Below are 16,867 nucleotides of genomic sequence, written 5' to 3'. Positions count from 1 at the left end.
AAGGAGGAGGGGGGGGGAGGCCGCAGGGGGGGAGGGTCCCCAGGGGGGGGGGGTGACAAGGTGGGGGGGTGCCCCCCCCCCCCCCCCCCCCCCCCCCCCCCCCCCCCCCCCGCCGGCGCGGGACCAGCGACGACAGCGGCCCGCACCGAGGCCCGAACGTCCCGTACGGGAGCGGGACTTCGGCCGTGAGGGCTTCAGCATACGTAACCCTCCCGGGTGGCCACCGCCACCCACCCTCTTGATGTGATCGCGTCACCCCGTCATATTGGTCCGGACCATTGCCGTCATGTCGAGGCCGTCCCGGACCCCGGGCCGTCGTCGAGCAGGAACCGCCCTGGAGGCCGAGCCGTGCGAGAGGTTCCCGTTCCCACCGTTCCCGCCGCCTCCCTGCTGCGTCGTTGCGCCCTGCTCGGCGGGACGCTCGCCCTTCTCACGTCCTGCGCCTGGGGCACGGGCGGTGACGGCGACGAGGGCGGCGCCCTGCCCGGCGCGCCGACGGGCGTCACCGCCGAGGCGGGCAGCGCGACGACCGTGCACGTGATGTGGAACGCGGTCGACGACGTCGAGGCCTACGAGGTGTACCGGGGCGGCACGCTGGTGAAGGAGGTGCCGGCGTCCGAGCGCATGGTGGACGTCACCCGGTTGCGCCCCTCGACGGCCTACGCCTTCACCGTCCGGGCACGAGCCGACGGACGGCTCGGGCCGCGCAGCCAGGAGGTGCGGGCCACCACCCCCGCCACCGTGGCCGACGACTCCGCCCCGACCCGCCCCGGCGGGGTCCGGGGCCGGGTGGTGGGCAGCCGTGCGGTCCAGCTCAGCTGGTCCGCGGCCACCGACGACCGCGGTGTGGTCTCGTACGACGTCCACCAGGGCGGCACCAAGGTCCACAGCGTCGGGGGCGGTCAGACGGCGGCCGTGGTCACGGGGCTGCGGCCGGGGACCCGCTACGCCTTCACGGTCCGGGCGCGGGACGCCGCCGACAACGTCTCCGCCGCCGGCGACGCCGTCCGGCTCACCACCCCGGGCGCCGACGACGGACGGGCCACCGCGCCCACCGCGCTGCGGGCCGTCTCCCGTCACGCCGACGGGGGTTATCACATCGATCTGACCTGGGTGCCGCCGCGCACGGACGGCGTGGTCACCGAGTACCAGATCCACCTGGACGGCCGCCCGGCCACCTCCCTCGTGTTCGGCGGCGACGCGCCGCGCGACCGGGCCGAGTACAGCTTCTACGCCGGACGCGAGGCCGGGGTCACGCACCGGGTGCGCGTCCGGGCGAGGCTGTCGGACGGCACCTGGGGAGGCCTCTCGGCGGAGCGGAAGGTGACCACGGGGGAGAGCGGCTGACGCCCCGCCGCCGGGCGCCGGGCGGGGGCGCGTCACCTGGGCGGTCGCGCTCGGCATGCGGGGGCCGCCGCCGCGCTGTTGGCTGCCCGTGAGGCAGCACGGGCGTTTCCGTTTCGGCGGCGCAAGGGACGTACCGTCGACCGTGCCGCCGGAGGGCAGTCCACATGCGCATCTCATCGCCATTCCTCCGCTCCGGCCTGACCGTGGCAGCCGCCGCGCTGCCCGTAGCCCTGGTCGCCGGGCCCGCCTCGGCCGGCCCGGGCATCTCCGTGAGCACCACGGGGACCACGGTGTCCGTCACCACCACCGCCTGCGCCCAGCTCAACGGCGCTTGGGGCACCGCCTCGCTGCTCACCGGCAGCCAGGGGGACTTCGCCCAGGGGCGGCAGGTGGCCCTGTCCGGGACGAGTTCCGGTCAGTCCGCCGGGTGGACGGGGATCAGCCCGGGCACCTACACCGTCATCGTCCTGTGCTCCAACAACAGCACCGCGGGCAGCCAGACCGTCATCGTCTCCGCGGCGCCCACCCCCTCCCCCAGCCGCCCGGCCTCCCCCTCGCCGTCCGCGTCGCCGCGCGGCGTCATGGGCGGCATCGGCGGTGCCGTCGAGGACTACGGCACGGCCACCCTCGTGGCGGGCGGCGCGCTGGTCGGGGCCGGCGTCATCGCCGCCACCTGGTTCCTGCGCCGCCGCGCGAAGCCGTACCGGTTCTGAGCCGCGGCGGCACCCGTACGGCGGTCAGGCGGACTCCTCGCCGGGCAGCTCGGCGAACTCCGCCAGCGCGTGCCTCAGCCAACGGGTCCAGAACGTCTCCAGGTCGATGCCCGCGCGCAGCACCAGGTGGCGCAGCCGGTCCTCGGCACCGTCCCTGCCCGGCGGGAAGTCCCGCTCCTCGATCTCCTCGTACTCGGCCAACTGCCGTTCGTGCAGCTCCAGGTGACGGCGCAGGTCGGCCTCGACCCCCGTGGTGCCGACCACGGCGGCGGCCCGCAGCCGCAGCAGCATCGTGTCGCGCAGGGGTTTGGGGTCCTGCGCGGCGGCCGTCCAGCGGGCCAGTTCGGCGCGGCCCTCGGGCAACACCTCGTAGGACTTCTTCTGGCCGCGCGCCGGCTGCTGTCCGGGCAGCGCGCGGATCAGACCGTCCGTCTCCAGCTTCCCCAGCTCGCGGTAGATCTGCTGGTGCGTCGCCGACCAGAAGTAGCCGATCGACCGGTCGAACCGGCGGGTCAGCTCCAGCCCCGACGACGGCTTTTCGACCAGGGCGGTGAGGATCGCGTGCGGGAGTGACATGGGCTCATCCTAGGGACGGCCGGGTCCTCCCCCAGGCCCCCTAGAGCGCCGCCGCCACTTCGGTGCCCTGCTTGATGGCGCGCTTGGCGTCCAGTTCGGCGGCCACGTCGGCACCGCCGATGAGGTGGGCGCCGATCCCGGCGGCGGCCAGTTCCTCGTAGAGGCCGCGGTTCGGTTCCTGGCCCGTGCACAGGACCACCGTGTCGACCTCCAGCACCGTGGACTCGCCGCCGACGGTGACGTGGAGCCCGGCGTCGTCGATCCGGTCGTAGCGGACGCCCGGGACCATGGTGACGCCGCGGTGCTTCAGCTCGGTGCGGTGGATCCAGCCGGTGGTCTTGCCGAGCCCGGCGCCGACCTTCGAGGTCCTGCGCTGGAGCAGGTGGACGGTGCGCGGCGGCGCGGGACGCTCGGGTGCGGCGAGACCGCCGGGCGCGCGGTAGTCCATGTCGACGCCCCAGAGGCGGAAGTACGTCCCGGGGTCCTCGTGCGCCTTGTCGCCGCCGTCGGTGAGGTACTCGGCGACGTCGAAGCCGATGCCGCCGGCGCCGAGGATCGCGACCCGGTCGCCCACGTGCGCTCCGTCGCGCAGCACGTCGAGGTAGCCGACGACGCTCGGGTGGTCGACGCCGGGGATGTCCGGGGTGCGCGGGGTGACGCCGGTGGCGACGACGACCTCGTCGTGGCCGGCGAGGTCGCCGGCACCGACCCGGGTGTTCAGCCGTACGTCGACGCCGTGCGTCTCCAGCTGGGTGCGGAAGTAGCGCAGCGTCTCGTCGAACTCCTGCTTGCCGGGGACCTTGCGGGCCACGTTGAGCTGCCCGCCGATCTCCTCTGCGGCGTCGAACAGGGTGACCTCGTGGCCGCGTTCGGCGGCACTGACCGCGCAGGCCAGCCCGGCGGGGCCCGCGCCGACGACCGCGACGCGCTTGCGGCGCCGGGTCGGGGCGAGGACCAGCTCGGTCTCGTGGCAGGCGCGCGGGTTGACCAGGCACGAGGTGATCCTGCCGCTGAAGGTGTGGTCGAGGCAGGCCTGGTTGCAGCCGATGCAGGTGTTGATCGCCTCGGGGCGGCCGGCGGCGGCCTTGGCGACGAAGTCGGGGTCGGCGAGCATCGGACGGGCCATCGACACCATGTCGGCGGCGCCCTCAGCGAGCAGTCGCTCGGCCACCTCGGGGGTGTTGATGCGGTTGGTGGTCACCAGCGGCACCGACACCTCGCCCATGAGGCGCTGGGTCACCCAGGTGTAGGCACCGCGCGGCACGGACGTGGCGATGGTCGGGATGCGGGCCTCGTGCCAGCCGATGCCGGTGTTGATGAGGGTCGCTCCGGCGGCCTCGACCGCCTTCGCGAGGGTGATCACCTCGTCCAGCGTGGAGCCGCCCGGCACCAGGTCGAGCATGGACAGGCGGTAGACGAGGATGAAGTCCTCACCGACCGCCTCGCGCACCCGGCGCACGATCTCGACGGGGAAGCGCATGCGGTTCTCGTACGAGCCGCCCCAGCGGTCGGTGCGGTGGTTGGTCCGCGCGGCGATGAACTCGTTGATCAGGTAGCCCTCGGAGCCCATGATCTCGACGCCGTCGTACCCGGCCTCGCGGGCGAGGCGGGCGGTGCGGACGTAGTCGTCGACGGTGCGCTCGACGTCCGCGTCGGTCAGCTCCCGGGGCACGTGCGGGCTGATCGGCGCCTGGAGGGGGCTCGGCGCGACCAGGTCGGCGTGGTAGGCGTACCGGCCGAAGTGCAGGATCTGGAGGGCGATCCGGCCGCCCTCGCGGTGCACGGCGTCGGTGACGGTTCGGTGCTGCGCGGCCTCGGCGTCGGTGGTGAGCTTGGCGCCGCCCTCGTAGGGCCGGCCCTCGTCGTTGGGGGCGATGCCGCCGGTGACGATCAGGCCCACTCCCCCGCGGGCGCGGGCGGCGTAGAAGGCGGCCATGCGCTCGAAGCCGTGCTCGGCCTCCTCCAGGCCTACGTGCATGGAACCCATCAGGACCCTGTTGGGCAGCGTGGTGAAGCCCAGGTCCAGGGGGCTCAGCAGGTGGGGGTACGGGCTCATCGGGGCCTCCGTGCGCGGTGTCGTGCCTCTGTTGTAGAGGACGGCCGCCCCTTTGTGCAACTAGTTGCACAAAGGGGCGGCGCACACCACACCGGCCGTCGGCGCGGAACCCGCGCCCCCGGTCAGTGGCTCTCCAGCCGGACGTGCAGTTCCCGCTCCTGGTCGCCGGAGGCCCCGCTCAGGTCGTGCACCGTGAACAGGGAGTCCAGCGTGGTGCGGAAGCGCTCGATCGCCCAGTAGCCGCCCTGGACGTCCGCCTCGACGGAGGCCGCGAGCCGGGCGGGGTCGCACCCGCCGTGGGCGTCGGCCACGTCGAAGGTGCCCAGCCACACCGTGGGCCGCACCTCGTGGTAGTCCCGGGGCACCTCGTCCGCGCGCCGGTCGGACGAGAAGCACGCGCCCAGGGCGTCGAACACGGTCCGGGCGTCCTCCTTGCTGCACCCGCTCAGCTCCACGGAGACGGACTCCGGGTGCAGTCGCTCACCGTCCATCGCGATCGCTCCTCTCATCGCCCACCCCGCTTCACCCCTACCACCAGAAAAGCACCACCCGGGGTGCGGCGCGAAGGGGCGGCTCAGCCCTGTGCGAAGCGGTAGGTCCTGCTGTCCGTCAGCACGCAGAACCCCGGCGAGACGACGATCACGCGCAGGGTGCCGGTACGGCGGTCGTAGTCGACGCCCTCCGTCTCGAAGCCGCCCGCGCAGGCACTGCGCAGGGGCAGCTGACGCAGGGCCGTGACGTGGCCGGTGACGTCGGCGGTGCCGTTCGGCGCGGCGGACAGGTCGACGCGCAGCAGTGGCTTGGTGATCCCGAAGAGGGTGCCCTCCGGGTCGTCGGAGGAGCACAGGAGGGTGGTCGCGTCGAGGAAGTCGCAGCCCTGGACGTCACGCACCGGGCGGTCCAGGCGGACGGTGGCCACCTGCGGGAGGTTCGCCGAGGGCGAGGTGGCCGGGTTGACGCCGGGCGTCGGGAAGACGAGCAGCCGGGTCATGGTGCCCCACTCGCCGGCCAGCATCCACCGGCCGTCCGGTGAGACGGCGGACCAGGAGTTGTTCCGGGCCTCACCCGGGCTCAGCGTGTGCACGTACTCCGACCAGCGGCCGTCCGGCGCCTGGACGCGGAACATCTTCGTGTTCCCGTCGTCGCGCTGGTACGGCTCGATGTAGTGGCCGTCGTAGGAGGCGTCGGGGTCGCCGACGTGGTTCCAGCCGCGGATGCCGAGCCCCAGGGGGATGGTGCCGATGCCGGTGTAGCGGTTGGGGCTGCCGGCCGGGACCTCGACCGACGCCAGGCCCTGGCTCTCGGTCAGCGGGTCGGCGCGGTCGTAGCCCACCTCGGTCCAGGTACCGGCCGCCGGGGAGGCCGCGGTCACCTCGCTCGGCGTACCGGCGACCGGGGAGGCCGCGGCGGCCGGGCCGGCCAGGCCCGTACCGAGCGCCAGGACGGCGAGTCCGATGAGGGCGGAGCGACGGCGCTGCCGGGTGTGCGGGGACATGGGCGGGCTCCTCGGCGGGGGGGTGGTCGGGCGCCACGAGGGTGTGCGTCCGGCGCACAGTCTGGCGCGGCCCTGTGGTCATGTACAGAGCAAGCTCGGCCGTGCTCCGTGCGGCGGTCGCCGTCGTGCCGGGTGATGCTGGAAGGGCACCACTCAGGCCGCTCAGAAGCGGCCCTGTACGCGGTGGAACGCGGTAGAACGAAGGAGTCGGCAGCACAAGGGCGTGCCGCGGCGAACGGCGAAGGCGGGGCTTGGGATGAGTGCAGCCGGGTCTGCCGGGTTCGAGGGCGACGCGTCGCCGCACGGACCCGTGGGGCCGAGCGGGCTGCTCGACGTGCTGAACGTGGCTTCGGTGGTACTGGACACCGAAGGCCGGATCGTGCTGTGGAGCCCGCAGGCCGAGGAGCTGTTCGGATACTCCGCCGCGGAGGCGCTGGGACACTACGCGGCCCACATCATGGTGGACGAACGCCACCTCGCCCTGGCCGTGGAGCTGTTCGCCGACGTCATGAAGACCGGCCGGAGCTGGGCCGGGGCGTTCCCCGTCCGCCGCAAGGACGGCGGCACCCGACTGGTCGAGTTCCGCAACATGCGGCTCCTGGACGACCGGGGGGACGTCTACGCGCTGGGGCTCGCGGTCGACCGGTCGACGGTGCGCGAGCTGGAGCACGAGGTGGCCCTGTCCAGCCGGGTGATCCGGCAGTCCCCGATCGGTCTGGCCGTCCTGGACACCGGACTGCGGTACGTGTCGGTCAACCCCGCGCTGGAGCGGATGAACGGCCTGTCCGCCGAGGACCACCTCGGGCGGACGGTCCGCGAGGTGCTGCCCCAGGTGGAGGCGGGCCCGCTGGAGGCGACGGCGCGCCGGGTGCTGGAGACCGGGCGCCCGGTCGTCGACCTGTCCGCGACCGGCCGGACACCCGCCGACCCGGACGAGGAACACGCCTGGTCGTTCTCGCTGTACCGGCTGGAGGACGCCGCCGGGGCCGTGCTGGGCGTGGCCGTCTCCGTCGTGGACGTCACGGAGCAGTACCGCGCGGGGGTCGAGGCGGAGGCCGCGCGTCACCGACTGGCCGCCGTGGCGGACGCCTCGGCCCGGATCGGCACCACGCTGGAGCTGGACCGCACCGCGCGTGAACTGGCCGAGGTGGCCGTGCCCGGCCTGGCCGACATCGCGGCCGTGGACCTGCTGGAGGCCGTGGTGAAGGGCCGGCGCAGCAGTCTGGGTCCGGCCGAGCCCGCCGTGATCCGCGCGCTGGCCGTGGAGGCCCACGGCGCCCCGCTGGCCCTGCGCGCGGCCGACCCGCCCGGGCACGTCGCCCGGTACGGGCCGGAGCGCCTGGTCACCGAGTGCGTGCGCACCGGCCGGCCGGTGATGGTGGCGCGGGTGACGGGCGAGGACCTGCCGCGCATCGCCCGCTCGCCGGAGGCCGCCGAGCTGCTGCGCCGGGCGGGCGTGCACTCCTACCTGGCCGTACCGCTGATCGCGCGGGGCGAGGTGCTGGGCGCCCTGGATCTCAAGCGGACCGGCAACCCGCAGTCGTTCGACGAGGACGACCTGCTGCTGGCCCGGGAACTCGCCGCCCGCGCCGCGGTGCAGATCGACAACGCGCGCTGGTACCAGAACGCCCGCGACGCGGCCCTCACCCTCCAGCGCAGCCTGCTGCCGCGCCATCCGCCGGTGACGGGCGGCCTGGAGGTCGCCTCCCGCTACCAGCCGGCCGAGGCCACCAGCGAGGTCGGCGGCGACTGGTTCGACGTGATCGAGCTGGAGGGCTGCAAGACCGCGCTCGTGGTGGGCGACGTGATGGGCAGCGGCATCGCGGCGGCGGCCTCCATGGGACGCCTGCGCACCGCGACCAACACCCTGGCCGCCCTCGACCTCGACCCGGCGTTCCTGCTCGAACACCTGGACCGGACCACCGCCGGCCTGGACCAGGCCATCGCGACCTGCGTCTACGCCGTCCACGACCCGCACCGTCGGGAGTGCCGGATCGCCAACGCCGGGCACCTGCCGCCCGTCCGCCTGCGCGCCGGCCGTCCGCCGGAGCTGCTGGACCTGCCGACCGGGGTGCCGCTCGGGGTGGGCGGCGTGCCCTTCGCCACCACGACGGTCGACCTGGAGCCGGGCGACCGGCTGGTGTTCTACACCGACGGGCTCGTGGAGACGCGCCGGCAACCGCTGGACGAGCGGCTGGACGCCCTCCTCGCCCTCCTGGAGGGCCCCGACCGCCCCCTGGAGGAGGTCTGCGAGCTGCTGCTGCGCACCCTCCACGAGCCGGAGAACTCCGACGACGTGGCCCTGCTGATCGCCCGGGCCACGCATCCCGCGTAGCGGCGCGGCGGCCCCGTCCGCGCCGTGCGACGCCGTGGCGGCGCCGCTACCCTGCGACGCCGGTCACCACGTGGGCGTACAGCTCCTCGCTGACCGCCAGTCGGGTCCTGAGGCCGGCCCGGACGAAGGCCTCGACGGCCGCCGGCGCCTGGCGTTCACTCGTCTCGACCAGCAGGCACCCGCCGGGCGCGAGCCAGCGGGGCGCCTCGGCGGCGACCCTGCGCAGGACGTCGAGGCCGTCGGCGCCACCGTCGAGGGCGACCAGCGGTTCGTGGTCGCGGGCCTCGGCCGGCAGCAGGGCGACCTCGCCGGTCGGGACGTACGGCACGTTGGCCGCGAGGATGTCCACCCGGCCCCGCAGGGCGTCGGGCAGCGCGTCGAAGAGGTCACCGGTGTACACCCGGCCGCCGGCGTCGGCGAGGTTGCCGAGGGCGCAGCGCGCGGCGGCCGGGTCGACGTCGGCGGCGTGCACCTCGGGCCGGTCGAGCGCGGCGGCCAGGGCCGCGCCGACGGCGCCGGAGCCGCAGCACAGGTCCACGACGACGGCCGCGTCCGGCACCTGGGCGAGGGCCTCGGCCACGAGGAACTCGGTGCGGCGCCGGGGGACGAAGACCCCGGGGGCGACGGCGATGCGCAGGCCGTGGAACCCGGCCCAGCCGAGGACGAGTTCGAGCGGGAGCCCGCCGGCGCGGCGGTCCACCAGGGACGTCAGTTCCCCGGCGGTGCGGGCCGCCGCCGTGATCAGCTCCGCCTCGTCCTCGGCGAAGACGCAGCCGGCGGCGCGCAGTACGGACACGACCCGGTCCCGCGAGGGCGCGGAGAGGGGAACCCCGGAGGAAGAGGGCGAGGAGAAGGGAACCGCGGAGGAAGAGGGCGAGGAAGAGGGAGAAGCGGGGGACGAGGGAGACATGGAGGGCGAGAGCCTTTCGAGAACCGAAGGGCGCTCCCACGGTCACCCGTTGCCGGTGACCGCGCCGTCGTGGGGGAAGAGCACCCGGGCCGACACAGCGGTAATGGGTCCCACCTCCCAGGCGTCCGGTGGCCGGGGCGGTCCGCGGCCGTCGGTCACCCTACCCCAGCGCCGCCGGTGCCACAGGGGGGCCGGCCGGTGGCCGGGGCGTCCGGTGCCGGGGGTCACGGCCCGGTCCGTCACCGCCGGGACGCACGTGGTTGACTTATGCAACCATTTCCCGAATCGCACTCCGCGACCAGCGACGAGGAGGACCCGTGCCGGCAGCCGACCTGCCCGACGAGAGGACCGCCCCCACCGGCGGCAGCCCCGCGGACGCGGCCGTGGAGACCATCCAGCGGGAGATGACGGCCTTCGCCCGCCGCGCCCGCGCCTCGGCCGGCCGCATGCACCCGGAGCTGTCCCTGGTCTCCTACACCCTGCTGGGCCACCTGGAGGAGCGGGACGGCTGCCGGGCCACCGACCTGGCCGCCCACTACGCACTGGACAAGTCCACCGTGAGCCGTCAGGTCTCCGCCCTGGAACGCGCCGGGCTCGTCGAGCGGCGGGGCGATCCGGTCGACCACCGCGTGCAGGTCGTGCACCTGACCGAGGCCGGACGGCGCATCCTGGCCCAGGTCACCGAGAGCCGCCGGACCGCTTTCCGGGGACGGCTCGCGGACTGGCCGGAGGAGGATCTGGTCCGCTTCGCCGCGTATCTGGAGCGGTACAACGCGTGGCCGGGGCCACGGCAGGACGGCGCCTGAGCCACCGGGCCGGTCCCGGCCGGCGTGCGGCGGCACGTACGGTGGGGGTACGCACTGATCACGCCGGCCGCGGGCACCGCTCGCGGCGGCCCGAAAGGCCCCACCGCATGCACACCACCCGAGGCTTCACCGGACGCCCGCGCGCCGCCGGACCGCAGCTGCCGCCCGGCCAGTACGACGCCCGCGACGACTGGCCCGTGCTGTCCGCCGAGGTCACGCCCGACCTCTCGCCCGCCGACTGGACCTTCCGCGTGGGCGGACTGGTCGCCGAGCCCCGCACGTGGGACTGGGCGGGGGCCCACCGGCTGCCGGCGTCGGCGTACGCGGGCGACATCCACTGCGTGACCGGCTGGTCGAAGTTCGGGGTGCGCTTCGGGGGTGTGTCCCTGGACACCTTCCTGGAGGAGGCGGGCCCGCTGCCGTCCGCCACCCACGCGGTCGCCTACGCGCACACCGGCTACTCGGCGAACCTGCCCCTCGCGGACCTGACCGGCGGCCGGGCCTGGATCGTGTGGGAGTACGACGGGCGGCCGCTGGCCCCGGAGCACGGCGGTCCGGCACGCCTGGTGGTGCCGCACCTGTACTTCTGGAAGAGCGTGAAGTGGGTCGCGGGCCTGGAACTCCTCGACCGCGACGAGCCGGGCTTCTGGGAGCGCAACGGCTACCACGCGCGGGGCAACCCGTGGGAGGAGCAGAGGTACTCCGGTGACTGAGACGGCGACCCGCACCCCTGGAGGCTTCACTCCCCCGACGCGCTTCGCGGTGCCCGGGCGCATCGAGGTGGACGGTCAGGTGGCCGGGGCGTGGCAGACGGCCACCCTCACCGAGATCCGCCGCGAGACGCCGCGCGTGTCCACCTTCCGGTTCGCGGTGCCCGGCTGGGCGGGCCATGTGCCCGGCCAGCACCTGATGCTGCGGCTGACCGCCGAGGACGGGTACACGGCCCAGCGCCACTACTCGCTGGCGTCCGCGCCCGACGACTCGGGCCACATCGAGCTGACCCTCGACCACGTCGAGGAGGGCGAGGTGTCCGGCTGGTTCCACACGGTCGCCCGGCCCGGCGACCGGATCGAGGTGCGCGGTCCGCTGAGCGGCTTCTTCGCCTGGCCGGGCGACCGGCCCGCCCTGCTGCTGGGCGCGGGCTCCGGCGTGGTCCCGCTGATGTCGATGGTGCGGCACCACCGGGCGCGGGGCCTGACGGTCCCGCTGCGGCTGCTGGTGTCCGCGCGCACTCCCGGGGACCTGATCTACGCCGACGAGTACGGCGCGGAGACGACGCCCGTGTTCACCCGCGGCGCGCCCGCCGGGACGCCCGTGGGCCGGATGGCCGCCGCGCACCTGGCACCGCTCCTGTCCAGGCCGCCCGCCGAGGGCTGGGAGGCGTACGTGTGCGGCTCCAACTCCTTCGCGGAACACGCCTCGCGGCTGCTGGTGGCGGCCGGCCAGCCGGTGGACCGGATCAGGATCGAACGCTTCGGCTGACCGGCCGCCCGAGCGCGCCGCGCGGCCTGCGCTCGGGCAGGGGCCCCGGTGGCGCTCCCGCCGGGCACCCGCCCCGCGGCACGGATCGCCGGCCTTCCGGGCCTTCGGGGTCGGCGACGTGTGAGCGGGAGCCGTCGGACGGGGTACCAGACCTGTGCGGGCACTCGTACGCGCGGCGCGACCCGGAGACACCTGGACACGGAGACGCGGCGGCCCCGGCCCTCGCGGCCGTCCGCCCGGCCGCCTCCCCCGGGTTCTCCGGTCCTCCGCCCGTGATGATCCCCGAGGAGGTCATGATGCGAACCCGGATCCGGGGCCGCCGCCTGCGGCGCAATCCGCTGCACCGCCGGTCGGACATCGTCGAGGCGTGGACCGTGCTGGCCGTCGCCGTGCTGCTCCTCCTGGGGGCGCCGCTGCTCGGCGCCGCCACCGCCTGGTGGAGCCACGGCGAGGCCCGGGCGACCGCGACGGACCAGCGGGCGGAACGGCAGCGCGTGCGCGCCACGGTGGTCGGTTCGCCCCCCGACGCGCTGCCGTCGGTCCAGGTCGGCGGGGACCACTCGTACCGCGCGGCCGTCCGCTGGAGCACGCCGGACAGCGGCGAACGCAACACCACGGCACGGGTCCCGGCGGGCACCCGGCACGGTGACAAGGTCGACGTGTGGCTGGACTCCCGCGGCCGGAGCGTGCCCCCGCCGGTGGGCGACGCCGCGGTGTGGCAGCACAGCATCGCCATCGGCGCGTGCACGACGCTCGGCGCGGCGCTCACGGTGCTCCTCGCGCACTGTGCCGTACGAAGGGTGGCCCTCCGGCACCGGATGGCCGAGTGGGAGCGCGACTGGGCCCTCACCGAGCCCCGGTGGACACACCGCCGGGCCTGACCCGGCGCCGGTGACCCGACCACCTCGGCGAGGCTCCCGCGCGGACCGCCGACGCACCCGCCCCCTCACCGGGCCCGTCACACCACCCTGACCTGGCGTTCGGCGGGCCGAACGGCGCGGTTTTCGACACCCTCGCCGGTGATCGGATCTGGCGAGACCTCCGATCACTCCCGTACGGTGTGATCATCCGTACGGTCCGGCACCGACTCCCCGCAAAGGCGGTTCTCGATGGCCCTGTTCGACCTCCCGCTCGACGAACTCCGCCACTGTCGAAGCGAGTCGGCCGAGCCCGAGGACTTCGACGCGTTCTGGGGCAGGACGCTGGAAGAAGCCCGCGAGCACGACCTGGACGCCCGCTTCGAGCCGTTGGACACGGGGCTGACGACGGTGCGGGTGCACGACGTGACGTTCGCCGGGTTCGGCGGCCACCCGGTGAAGGGCTGGCTGATCCTGCCGGCCGCCGCCACCGAACCGCTCCCGCTGATCGTGGAGTTCGTCGGGTACGGCGGCGGGCGCGGGCTGCCGCACGAGCACCTGCTGTGGGCGTCCACCGGCCGGGCCCACTTCGTGATGGACACCCGCGGCCAGGGCAGCGCCTGGGGCGGCGGTGGCGGCACCGCGGACCCGGTCGGCGGCACGCCCGCCTACCCGGGCTTCATGACCCGCGGCCTGGACGCTCCCGAGCACTACTACTACCGCCGCGTCTTCACCGACGCCGTGCGGGCGGTCGAGGCGGCCCGCTCGCACCCGCTGACCGATCCGGCGCGCACGGTGGCGCTCGGCGGGAGTCAGGGCGGCGGCATCGCGATCGCCGTCGGCGGGCTCGTGCCGGACCTGACGGCCGTCGCGCCGGACGTGCCGTTCCTGTGCGACTTCCCGCGCGCCACCCGGCTCACCGACCGGCACCCCTACCGGGAGATCGGCCTGTACCTCAAGACGCACCGGGGCCGCACCGAGGACGCGCTGCGCACGCTGTCGTACTTCGACGGTGTGCACTTCGCGGCGCGCGGCCGGGCCCCCGCCCTGTTCTCGGCGGCCCTGGAGGACCAGACCTGCCCGCCGTCGACGGTGTTCGCGGCGTTCAACGCCTGGGCGCACGAGGACAAGGCGATCGAGGTGTACGACTTCAACGACCACGAGGGCGGCGGCCCCTTCCAGGAGGCCGCGAAGCTGCGCTGGCTGCGCTCGTACGTCTGAGCAGGCTGGGCGCGGGGTCCGGTCCCGGGCCGGGGTCCGCGCGCTTGCGGACGCTTTCGGACACGACGGTCGCGGCGGCGCACGGGGCACGGCCGGTTCCGACGCGGGGCCCGCCGGGCCGCGGGACGAACCGCCCGGGGCCGCACATCGCCGACGGCCCGCGCGCGGCGGCACCGGCGAGGGCCTGTACCGGGGCTTGTGCCGAGGTGACGGCCGGTCGACGCCCGGGTGAGGTTTCGGCCGAACCGGCGGATCACACTTCCCAGCTGGTTTAGACCAATGGTACTTCTGGTGGCGCACCGAGCCCGCACGGCTACCGCACGTCACCAACAGGAGGGCGCGGCATGGCCCGCACCACCCCGCACGACCACTCCCTGACCGGCCCCCAGCCCCTGTACCTCCGGGTCGCCGCCCGGCTGCTGGGCGAGTTGCGCGACGGGACCGTCCCACCGGGCGAACGACTGCCCGGCGAACGCCGACTGGCCGAGCACTTCGGAGTCAGCCGGGAGACCGTCCGGCAGGCCCTGGAGGTGCTGCGCCGGGACGGGCTGCTCGCCACCGACCGGCGGGGCAGCCACGCCGCACTGCCGGCCCGGCCCACCCGGAGCCCGGCGGCCCTCACCTTCCCGGTCGGCGCCCGGGCCGCGGAACCGTGCCCCGGCGACCGGGCCACCGTCACCTGGGAGGCACCGCCTCGGGAGCACGCCGCGGCCCTGGGGCTGGCGCCGGGCCGGCCGACCCTGGTCCACCGCTACACGTCCGCGACCGCCGACGGCGGCGGCCGGCGCATGGCCGTGACCTCGTTCTCCGCCGTGGCGCTCGCCGAGGTCGAGGAACTCGCCCGGTACCGCGACCGCGCCGACGGCTCCGCCTCCGCGCAACTGCGGCGCGCCTACGACTGGATGCGCAGGGCCGGTCTGACCCTGCACCACCGGGACACCATCACCCCGCTCACGGAGTCCTCGTCGGTCCGGGTGGTCCGGCGGGTGCACGACCAGTACGCGCGCCCCCTGGAGATCACGGACCTCCTCGTGGACGCCCGTCAGGAAGCGTTGGTCTACGAGTTCACGCTGCCGGCGGCCGGCTGAGCGCCACCGCTCACCGTCACGACAACCGCCGGGCCACCACCAGCCGGGCACGCGGGGCGCCGTCGGGCCGGCGCCCGAACTCGGGCAGGGCGTGCAACTCCGCCCGGAAACCCGCGCGGGCCAGCTCCCGGCCCACGTCGGCGAGCCGGAACGTCCGGTAGTACATGACGAACGGCGGCCGCCACAGCGCGTTGCGCACCCGCATCGCGGTGTCGAAGCCGAGCAGGGTCCAGTACGCGCGCGAGCCGGGCAGGGGCGGTGCGGCGACGGGGAAGGCGAAGCAGCCGCCCGGCCGCAGTACGGAGCGCACCTGGGAGAACAGGCCCGGCAGTTCGCCGGGCAGGAAGTGCCCGAACGCCCCGAAGCTGACCACCAGGTCGAAGGCGGGGCCGAACGGCAGGGCGCGGGCGTCCGCGCGCACGAAGGAGACCGCCGGCCCCGCGGGCACGGCGCGCTTGCGGGCGACGTCCAGCATGCCCGCGCTGAAGTCGACCCCGGTGACGCTCCCGTGGCACACCCGGGCCAGCATCTCCATACCCGCACCGGTGCCGCAGCACAGGTCGAGGCCGGCACCGAAGGGGCCCACCGGTGCCAGCGCCGCGGCCACGGCGTCGAGCACCCGGTCCGGCGTCCGGTACGGGGTGTGGTCGAACTTCGGGGCGAGCAGGTCGTAGCCGTGCTCGACCGACGACAGTGCCTGGACGGCGAGTTCGCGCAGGGTGGGACCTTCGGGGCTGAACATCCGGTCAGCCTAGGGCCTGCCCGGCGGGTCCCGCGGGCGCGCGCCGCTCCCGCAGGACAGTGAGCACGCGCTCGCACCAACGGGCGTTCTCCTGCTCGAAGGTGATGCCGGCGAGCAGTGTGAGATAGGGGCCGACACGGTCGGACTCCCGCAGGTGCCGCTCCTCGGTACGGCCGTCCAGCAGTCGCTCACGGACCCGCTCGTAGCGGGCGAGCTTGCCCAGGGCCCAGGCCCTGCGCTCCTCCACCAGCGCGCGGACCTCCGCGGGGTCGACGCCGTCCATGGCCTGCATCTTGATCAGGAACTCGTCGCGAACGGCCGTGGGGCGTCGGGTCGGTTCGGCGGCGAAGGCGCTCAGCCGTTCCCGGCCGGCCGTGGTGAGCCGGAAGAGCCGCTTGGTGGGCCGCCGTTCCTGCGGCACCGTCCGGGCCTCGATGAGTCCGTCGCCCGCGAGGCGCTCCAACTCCCGGTAGAGCTGCTGAGGCGTGGCGGGCCAGAAGTTGGCGAGCGAGACGTCGAACACCTTGGACAGCTCGTAGCCCGAGGCCTCGCCCTCCAGCAGGGCCGCCAGGACGGCGTACTTGAGAGACATGTCGACACGCTAGCAAGAAATGAATACCCTACTCGGCACCTACTCAAATAATTTAGTACTCACAGCCAAGTACTCACATCCGGGGAGCTGCGATGCAGGCATTCCGCACGGCGGTCGAGACGCACGACCTCGACGCCCTCGAAACGCTGCTGGCCGAGGACGTGGTCTTCACCAGCCCCGTCGTGTTCAAGCCCTACCGGGGCAAGGCACTCACGGCGGCGATCCTGCGCGGGGCAGCCCGTGTGTTCGAGGACTTCCGCTACGAGCGCGTCATCGGCGCGGCGGACGGCCGCGACCACGCGCTGCTCTTCACGGCCCGTGTGGGTGAGCGGGAGATCAGCGGCTGCGACTTCCTGCATCTCGACGAGGCCGGCCGGATCGACGAGTTCACGGTGATGGTGCGCCCGCTCTCGGGCGCGCAGGCGCTGCAGGCGGCGATGGCGGCGCAGTTCGAGCGGATCGCCCGGGAGGCGCAGGAGGCCGCCGCCCGTTCGGGCGCCTGAGCGCGCGAGGTTCGTGCGGAAGACCCGTCGGGCGGCACACAGGCGGCGCCGGGGGGGGGGGGGGGGGGGGGGGGGGGGGAACAAGGGTGACAATACGCCGTGGGGTTTTTCTTCCTCCTTTCTCTTCTTTTCCCTGTTGTCCCT

General features: G+C 74.5%; 17 protein-coding genes. 10 read left to right on the top strand and 7 right to left on the bottom strand.

Features of this window, described 5'->3' with window-relative positions; genetic code table 11:
• The first annotated feature begins 348 nt into the window (after nucleotides 1-348).
• Nucleotides 349-1,347, top strand: coding sequence for a fibronectin type III domain-containing protein (locus tag AC07FV_RS13905; RefSeq protein ID WP_479087141.1), 999 nt, complete (start codon nucleotides 349-351; stop codon nucleotides 1,345-1,347).
• 164 nt (nucleotides 1,348-1,511) lie between these two features.
• A complete protein-coding gene (locus AC07FV_RS13900) occupies nucleotides 1,512-2,060 on the top strand; it encodes a hypothetical protein (RefSeq protein ID WP_479087139.1) in 549 nt (182 codons plus the stop codon).
• Nucleotides 2,061-2,084: 24 nt separating this feature from the next.
• Here the strand turns inward: AC07FV_RS13900 and AC07FV_RS13895 are convergent, their stop codons facing one another.
• The 4 genes from AC07FV_RS13895 to AC07FV_RS13880 form a co-directional block, all read right to left on the bottom strand.
• Nucleotides 2,085-2,636, bottom strand: coding sequence for a PadR family transcriptional regulator (locus tag AC07FV_RS13895; protein WP_479087138.1), 552 nt, complete (start codon nucleotides 2,634-2,636; stop codon nucleotides 2,085-2,087).
• 40 nt (nucleotides 2,637-2,676) lie between these two features.
• On the bottom strand, nucleotides 2,677-4,692 hold the full coding sequence (locus AC07FV_RS13890) for an FAD-dependent oxidoreductase (RefSeq protein WP_479087136.1): 2,016 nt from the start codon (nucleotides 4,690-4,692) through the stop codon (nucleotides 2,677-2,679).
• 122 nt (nucleotides 4,693-4,814) lie between these two features.
• Complete coding sequence (locus AC07FV_RS13885) at nucleotides 4,815-5,183, bottom strand: hypothetical protein (protein ID WP_458417076.1); 369 nt, start codon at nucleotides 5,181-5,183, stop codon at nucleotides 4,815-4,817.
• Between the two features lie 83 nt (nucleotides 5,184-5,266).
• Nucleotides 5,267-6,187, bottom strand: a complete 921-nt coding sequence (locus AC07FV_RS13880) for a hypothetical protein (protein WP_479087134.1) — start codon at nucleotides 6,185-6,187, stop codon at nucleotides 5,267-5,269.
• Nucleotides 6,188-6,443: 256 nt separating this feature from the next.
• Between AC07FV_RS13880 and AC07FV_RS13875 the strand changes: the two genes are divergently transcribed.
• Nucleotides 6,444-8,522, top strand: a complete 2,079-nt coding sequence (locus tag AC07FV_RS13875) for a SpoIIE family protein phosphatase (protein ID WP_479087133.1) — start codon at nucleotides 6,444-6,446, stop codon at nucleotides 8,520-8,522.
• 46 nt (nucleotides 8,523-8,568) lie between these two features.
• On the opposite strand, the gene AC07FV_RS13870 is transcribed toward AC07FV_RS13875, so the two are convergent.
• Nucleotides 8,569-9,432: a putative protein N(5)-glutamine methyltransferase gene (locus AC07FV_RS13870; RefSeq protein WP_479087132.1), complete on the bottom strand. Its 864-nt coding sequence runs from the start codon at nucleotides 9,430-9,432 to the stop codon at nucleotides 8,569-8,571.
• Between the two features lie 317 nt (nucleotides 9,433-9,749).
• Here AC07FV_RS13870 and AC07FV_RS13865 point away from each other — a divergent pair, with 317 nt between their 5' ends.
• From AC07FV_RS13865 to AC07FV_RS13840, 6 genes are all read left to right on the top strand, one after another.
• Entirely contained in the window at nucleotides 9,750-10,238 is a 489-nt protein-coding gene (locus AC07FV_RS13865) for a MarR family winged helix-turn-helix transcriptional regulator (protein ID WP_479087130.1), read from the top strand.
• A gap of 107 nt (nucleotides 10,239-10,345) precedes the next feature.
• Nucleotides 10,346-10,951 (top strand): sulfite oxidase-like oxidoreductase, encoded by a 606-nt coding sequence (locus AC07FV_RS13860; RefSeq protein WP_479087129.1) that lies wholly within the window; start codon nucleotides 10,346-10,348, stop codon nucleotides 10,949-10,951.
• A 49-nt stretch (nucleotides 10,952-11,000) separates the two neighbouring features.
• Nucleotides 11,001-11,720, top strand: a complete 720-nt coding sequence (locus tag AC07FV_RS13855; protein WP_479087369.1) for a ferredoxin reductase — start codon at nucleotides 11,001-11,003, stop codon at nucleotides 11,718-11,720.
• Nucleotides 11,721-12,016: 296 nt separating this feature from the next.
• Nucleotides 12,017-12,601 carry an Rv1733c family protein gene (locus tag AC07FV_RS13850; RefSeq protein WP_479087368.1) on the top strand — a complete coding sequence of 195 codons (585 nt, stop codon included), beginning with the start codon at nucleotides 12,017-12,019 and terminating at the stop codon, nucleotides 12,599-12,601.
• 228 nt (nucleotides 12,602-12,829) lie between these two features.
• Nucleotides 12,830-13,798 (top strand): acetylxylan esterase, encoded by a 969-nt coding sequence (locus tag AC07FV_RS13845; RefSeq protein ID WP_479087128.1) that lies wholly within the window; start codon nucleotides 12,830-12,832, stop codon nucleotides 13,796-13,798.
• Between the two features lie 344 nt (nucleotides 13,799-14,142).
• Nucleotides 14,143-14,886, top strand: coding sequence for a GntR family transcriptional regulator (locus AC07FV_RS13840; RefSeq protein WP_479087126.1), 744 nt, complete (start codon nucleotides 14,143-14,145; stop codon nucleotides 14,884-14,886).
• Nucleotides 14,887-14,902: 16 nt separating this feature from the next.
• On the opposite strand, the gene AC07FV_RS13835 is transcribed toward AC07FV_RS13840, so the two are convergent.
• Both AC07FV_RS13835 and AC07FV_RS13830 read right to left on the bottom strand, forming a co-directional pair.
• Nucleotides 14,903-15,628: a class I SAM-dependent methyltransferase gene (locus AC07FV_RS13835; RefSeq protein ID WP_479087124.1), complete on the bottom strand. Its 726-nt coding sequence runs from the start codon at nucleotides 15,626-15,628 to the stop codon at nucleotides 14,903-14,905.
• 4 nt (nucleotides 15,629-15,632) lie between these two features.
• Entirely contained in the window at nucleotides 15,633-16,220 is a 588-nt protein-coding gene (locus AC07FV_RS13830; protein WP_479087122.1) for a PadR family transcriptional regulator, read from the bottom strand.
• Nucleotides 16,221-16,312: 92 nt separating this feature from the next.
• Between AC07FV_RS13830 and AC07FV_RS13825 the strand changes: the two genes are divergently transcribed.
• Nucleotides 16,313-16,723 (top strand): nuclear transport factor 2 family protein, encoded by a 411-nt coding sequence (locus AC07FV_RS13825; RefSeq protein ID WP_479087121.1) that lies wholly within the window; start codon nucleotides 16,313-16,315, stop codon nucleotides 16,721-16,723.
• Nucleotides 16,724-16,867: the final 144 nt, after the last annotated feature.

Source organism: Streptomyces sp. NPDC045956 (genome assembly GCF_056430705.1).
Note: the sequence above shows the minus strand (reverse complement) of the source record. Positions and strands in the feature narration are given on the sequence as shown.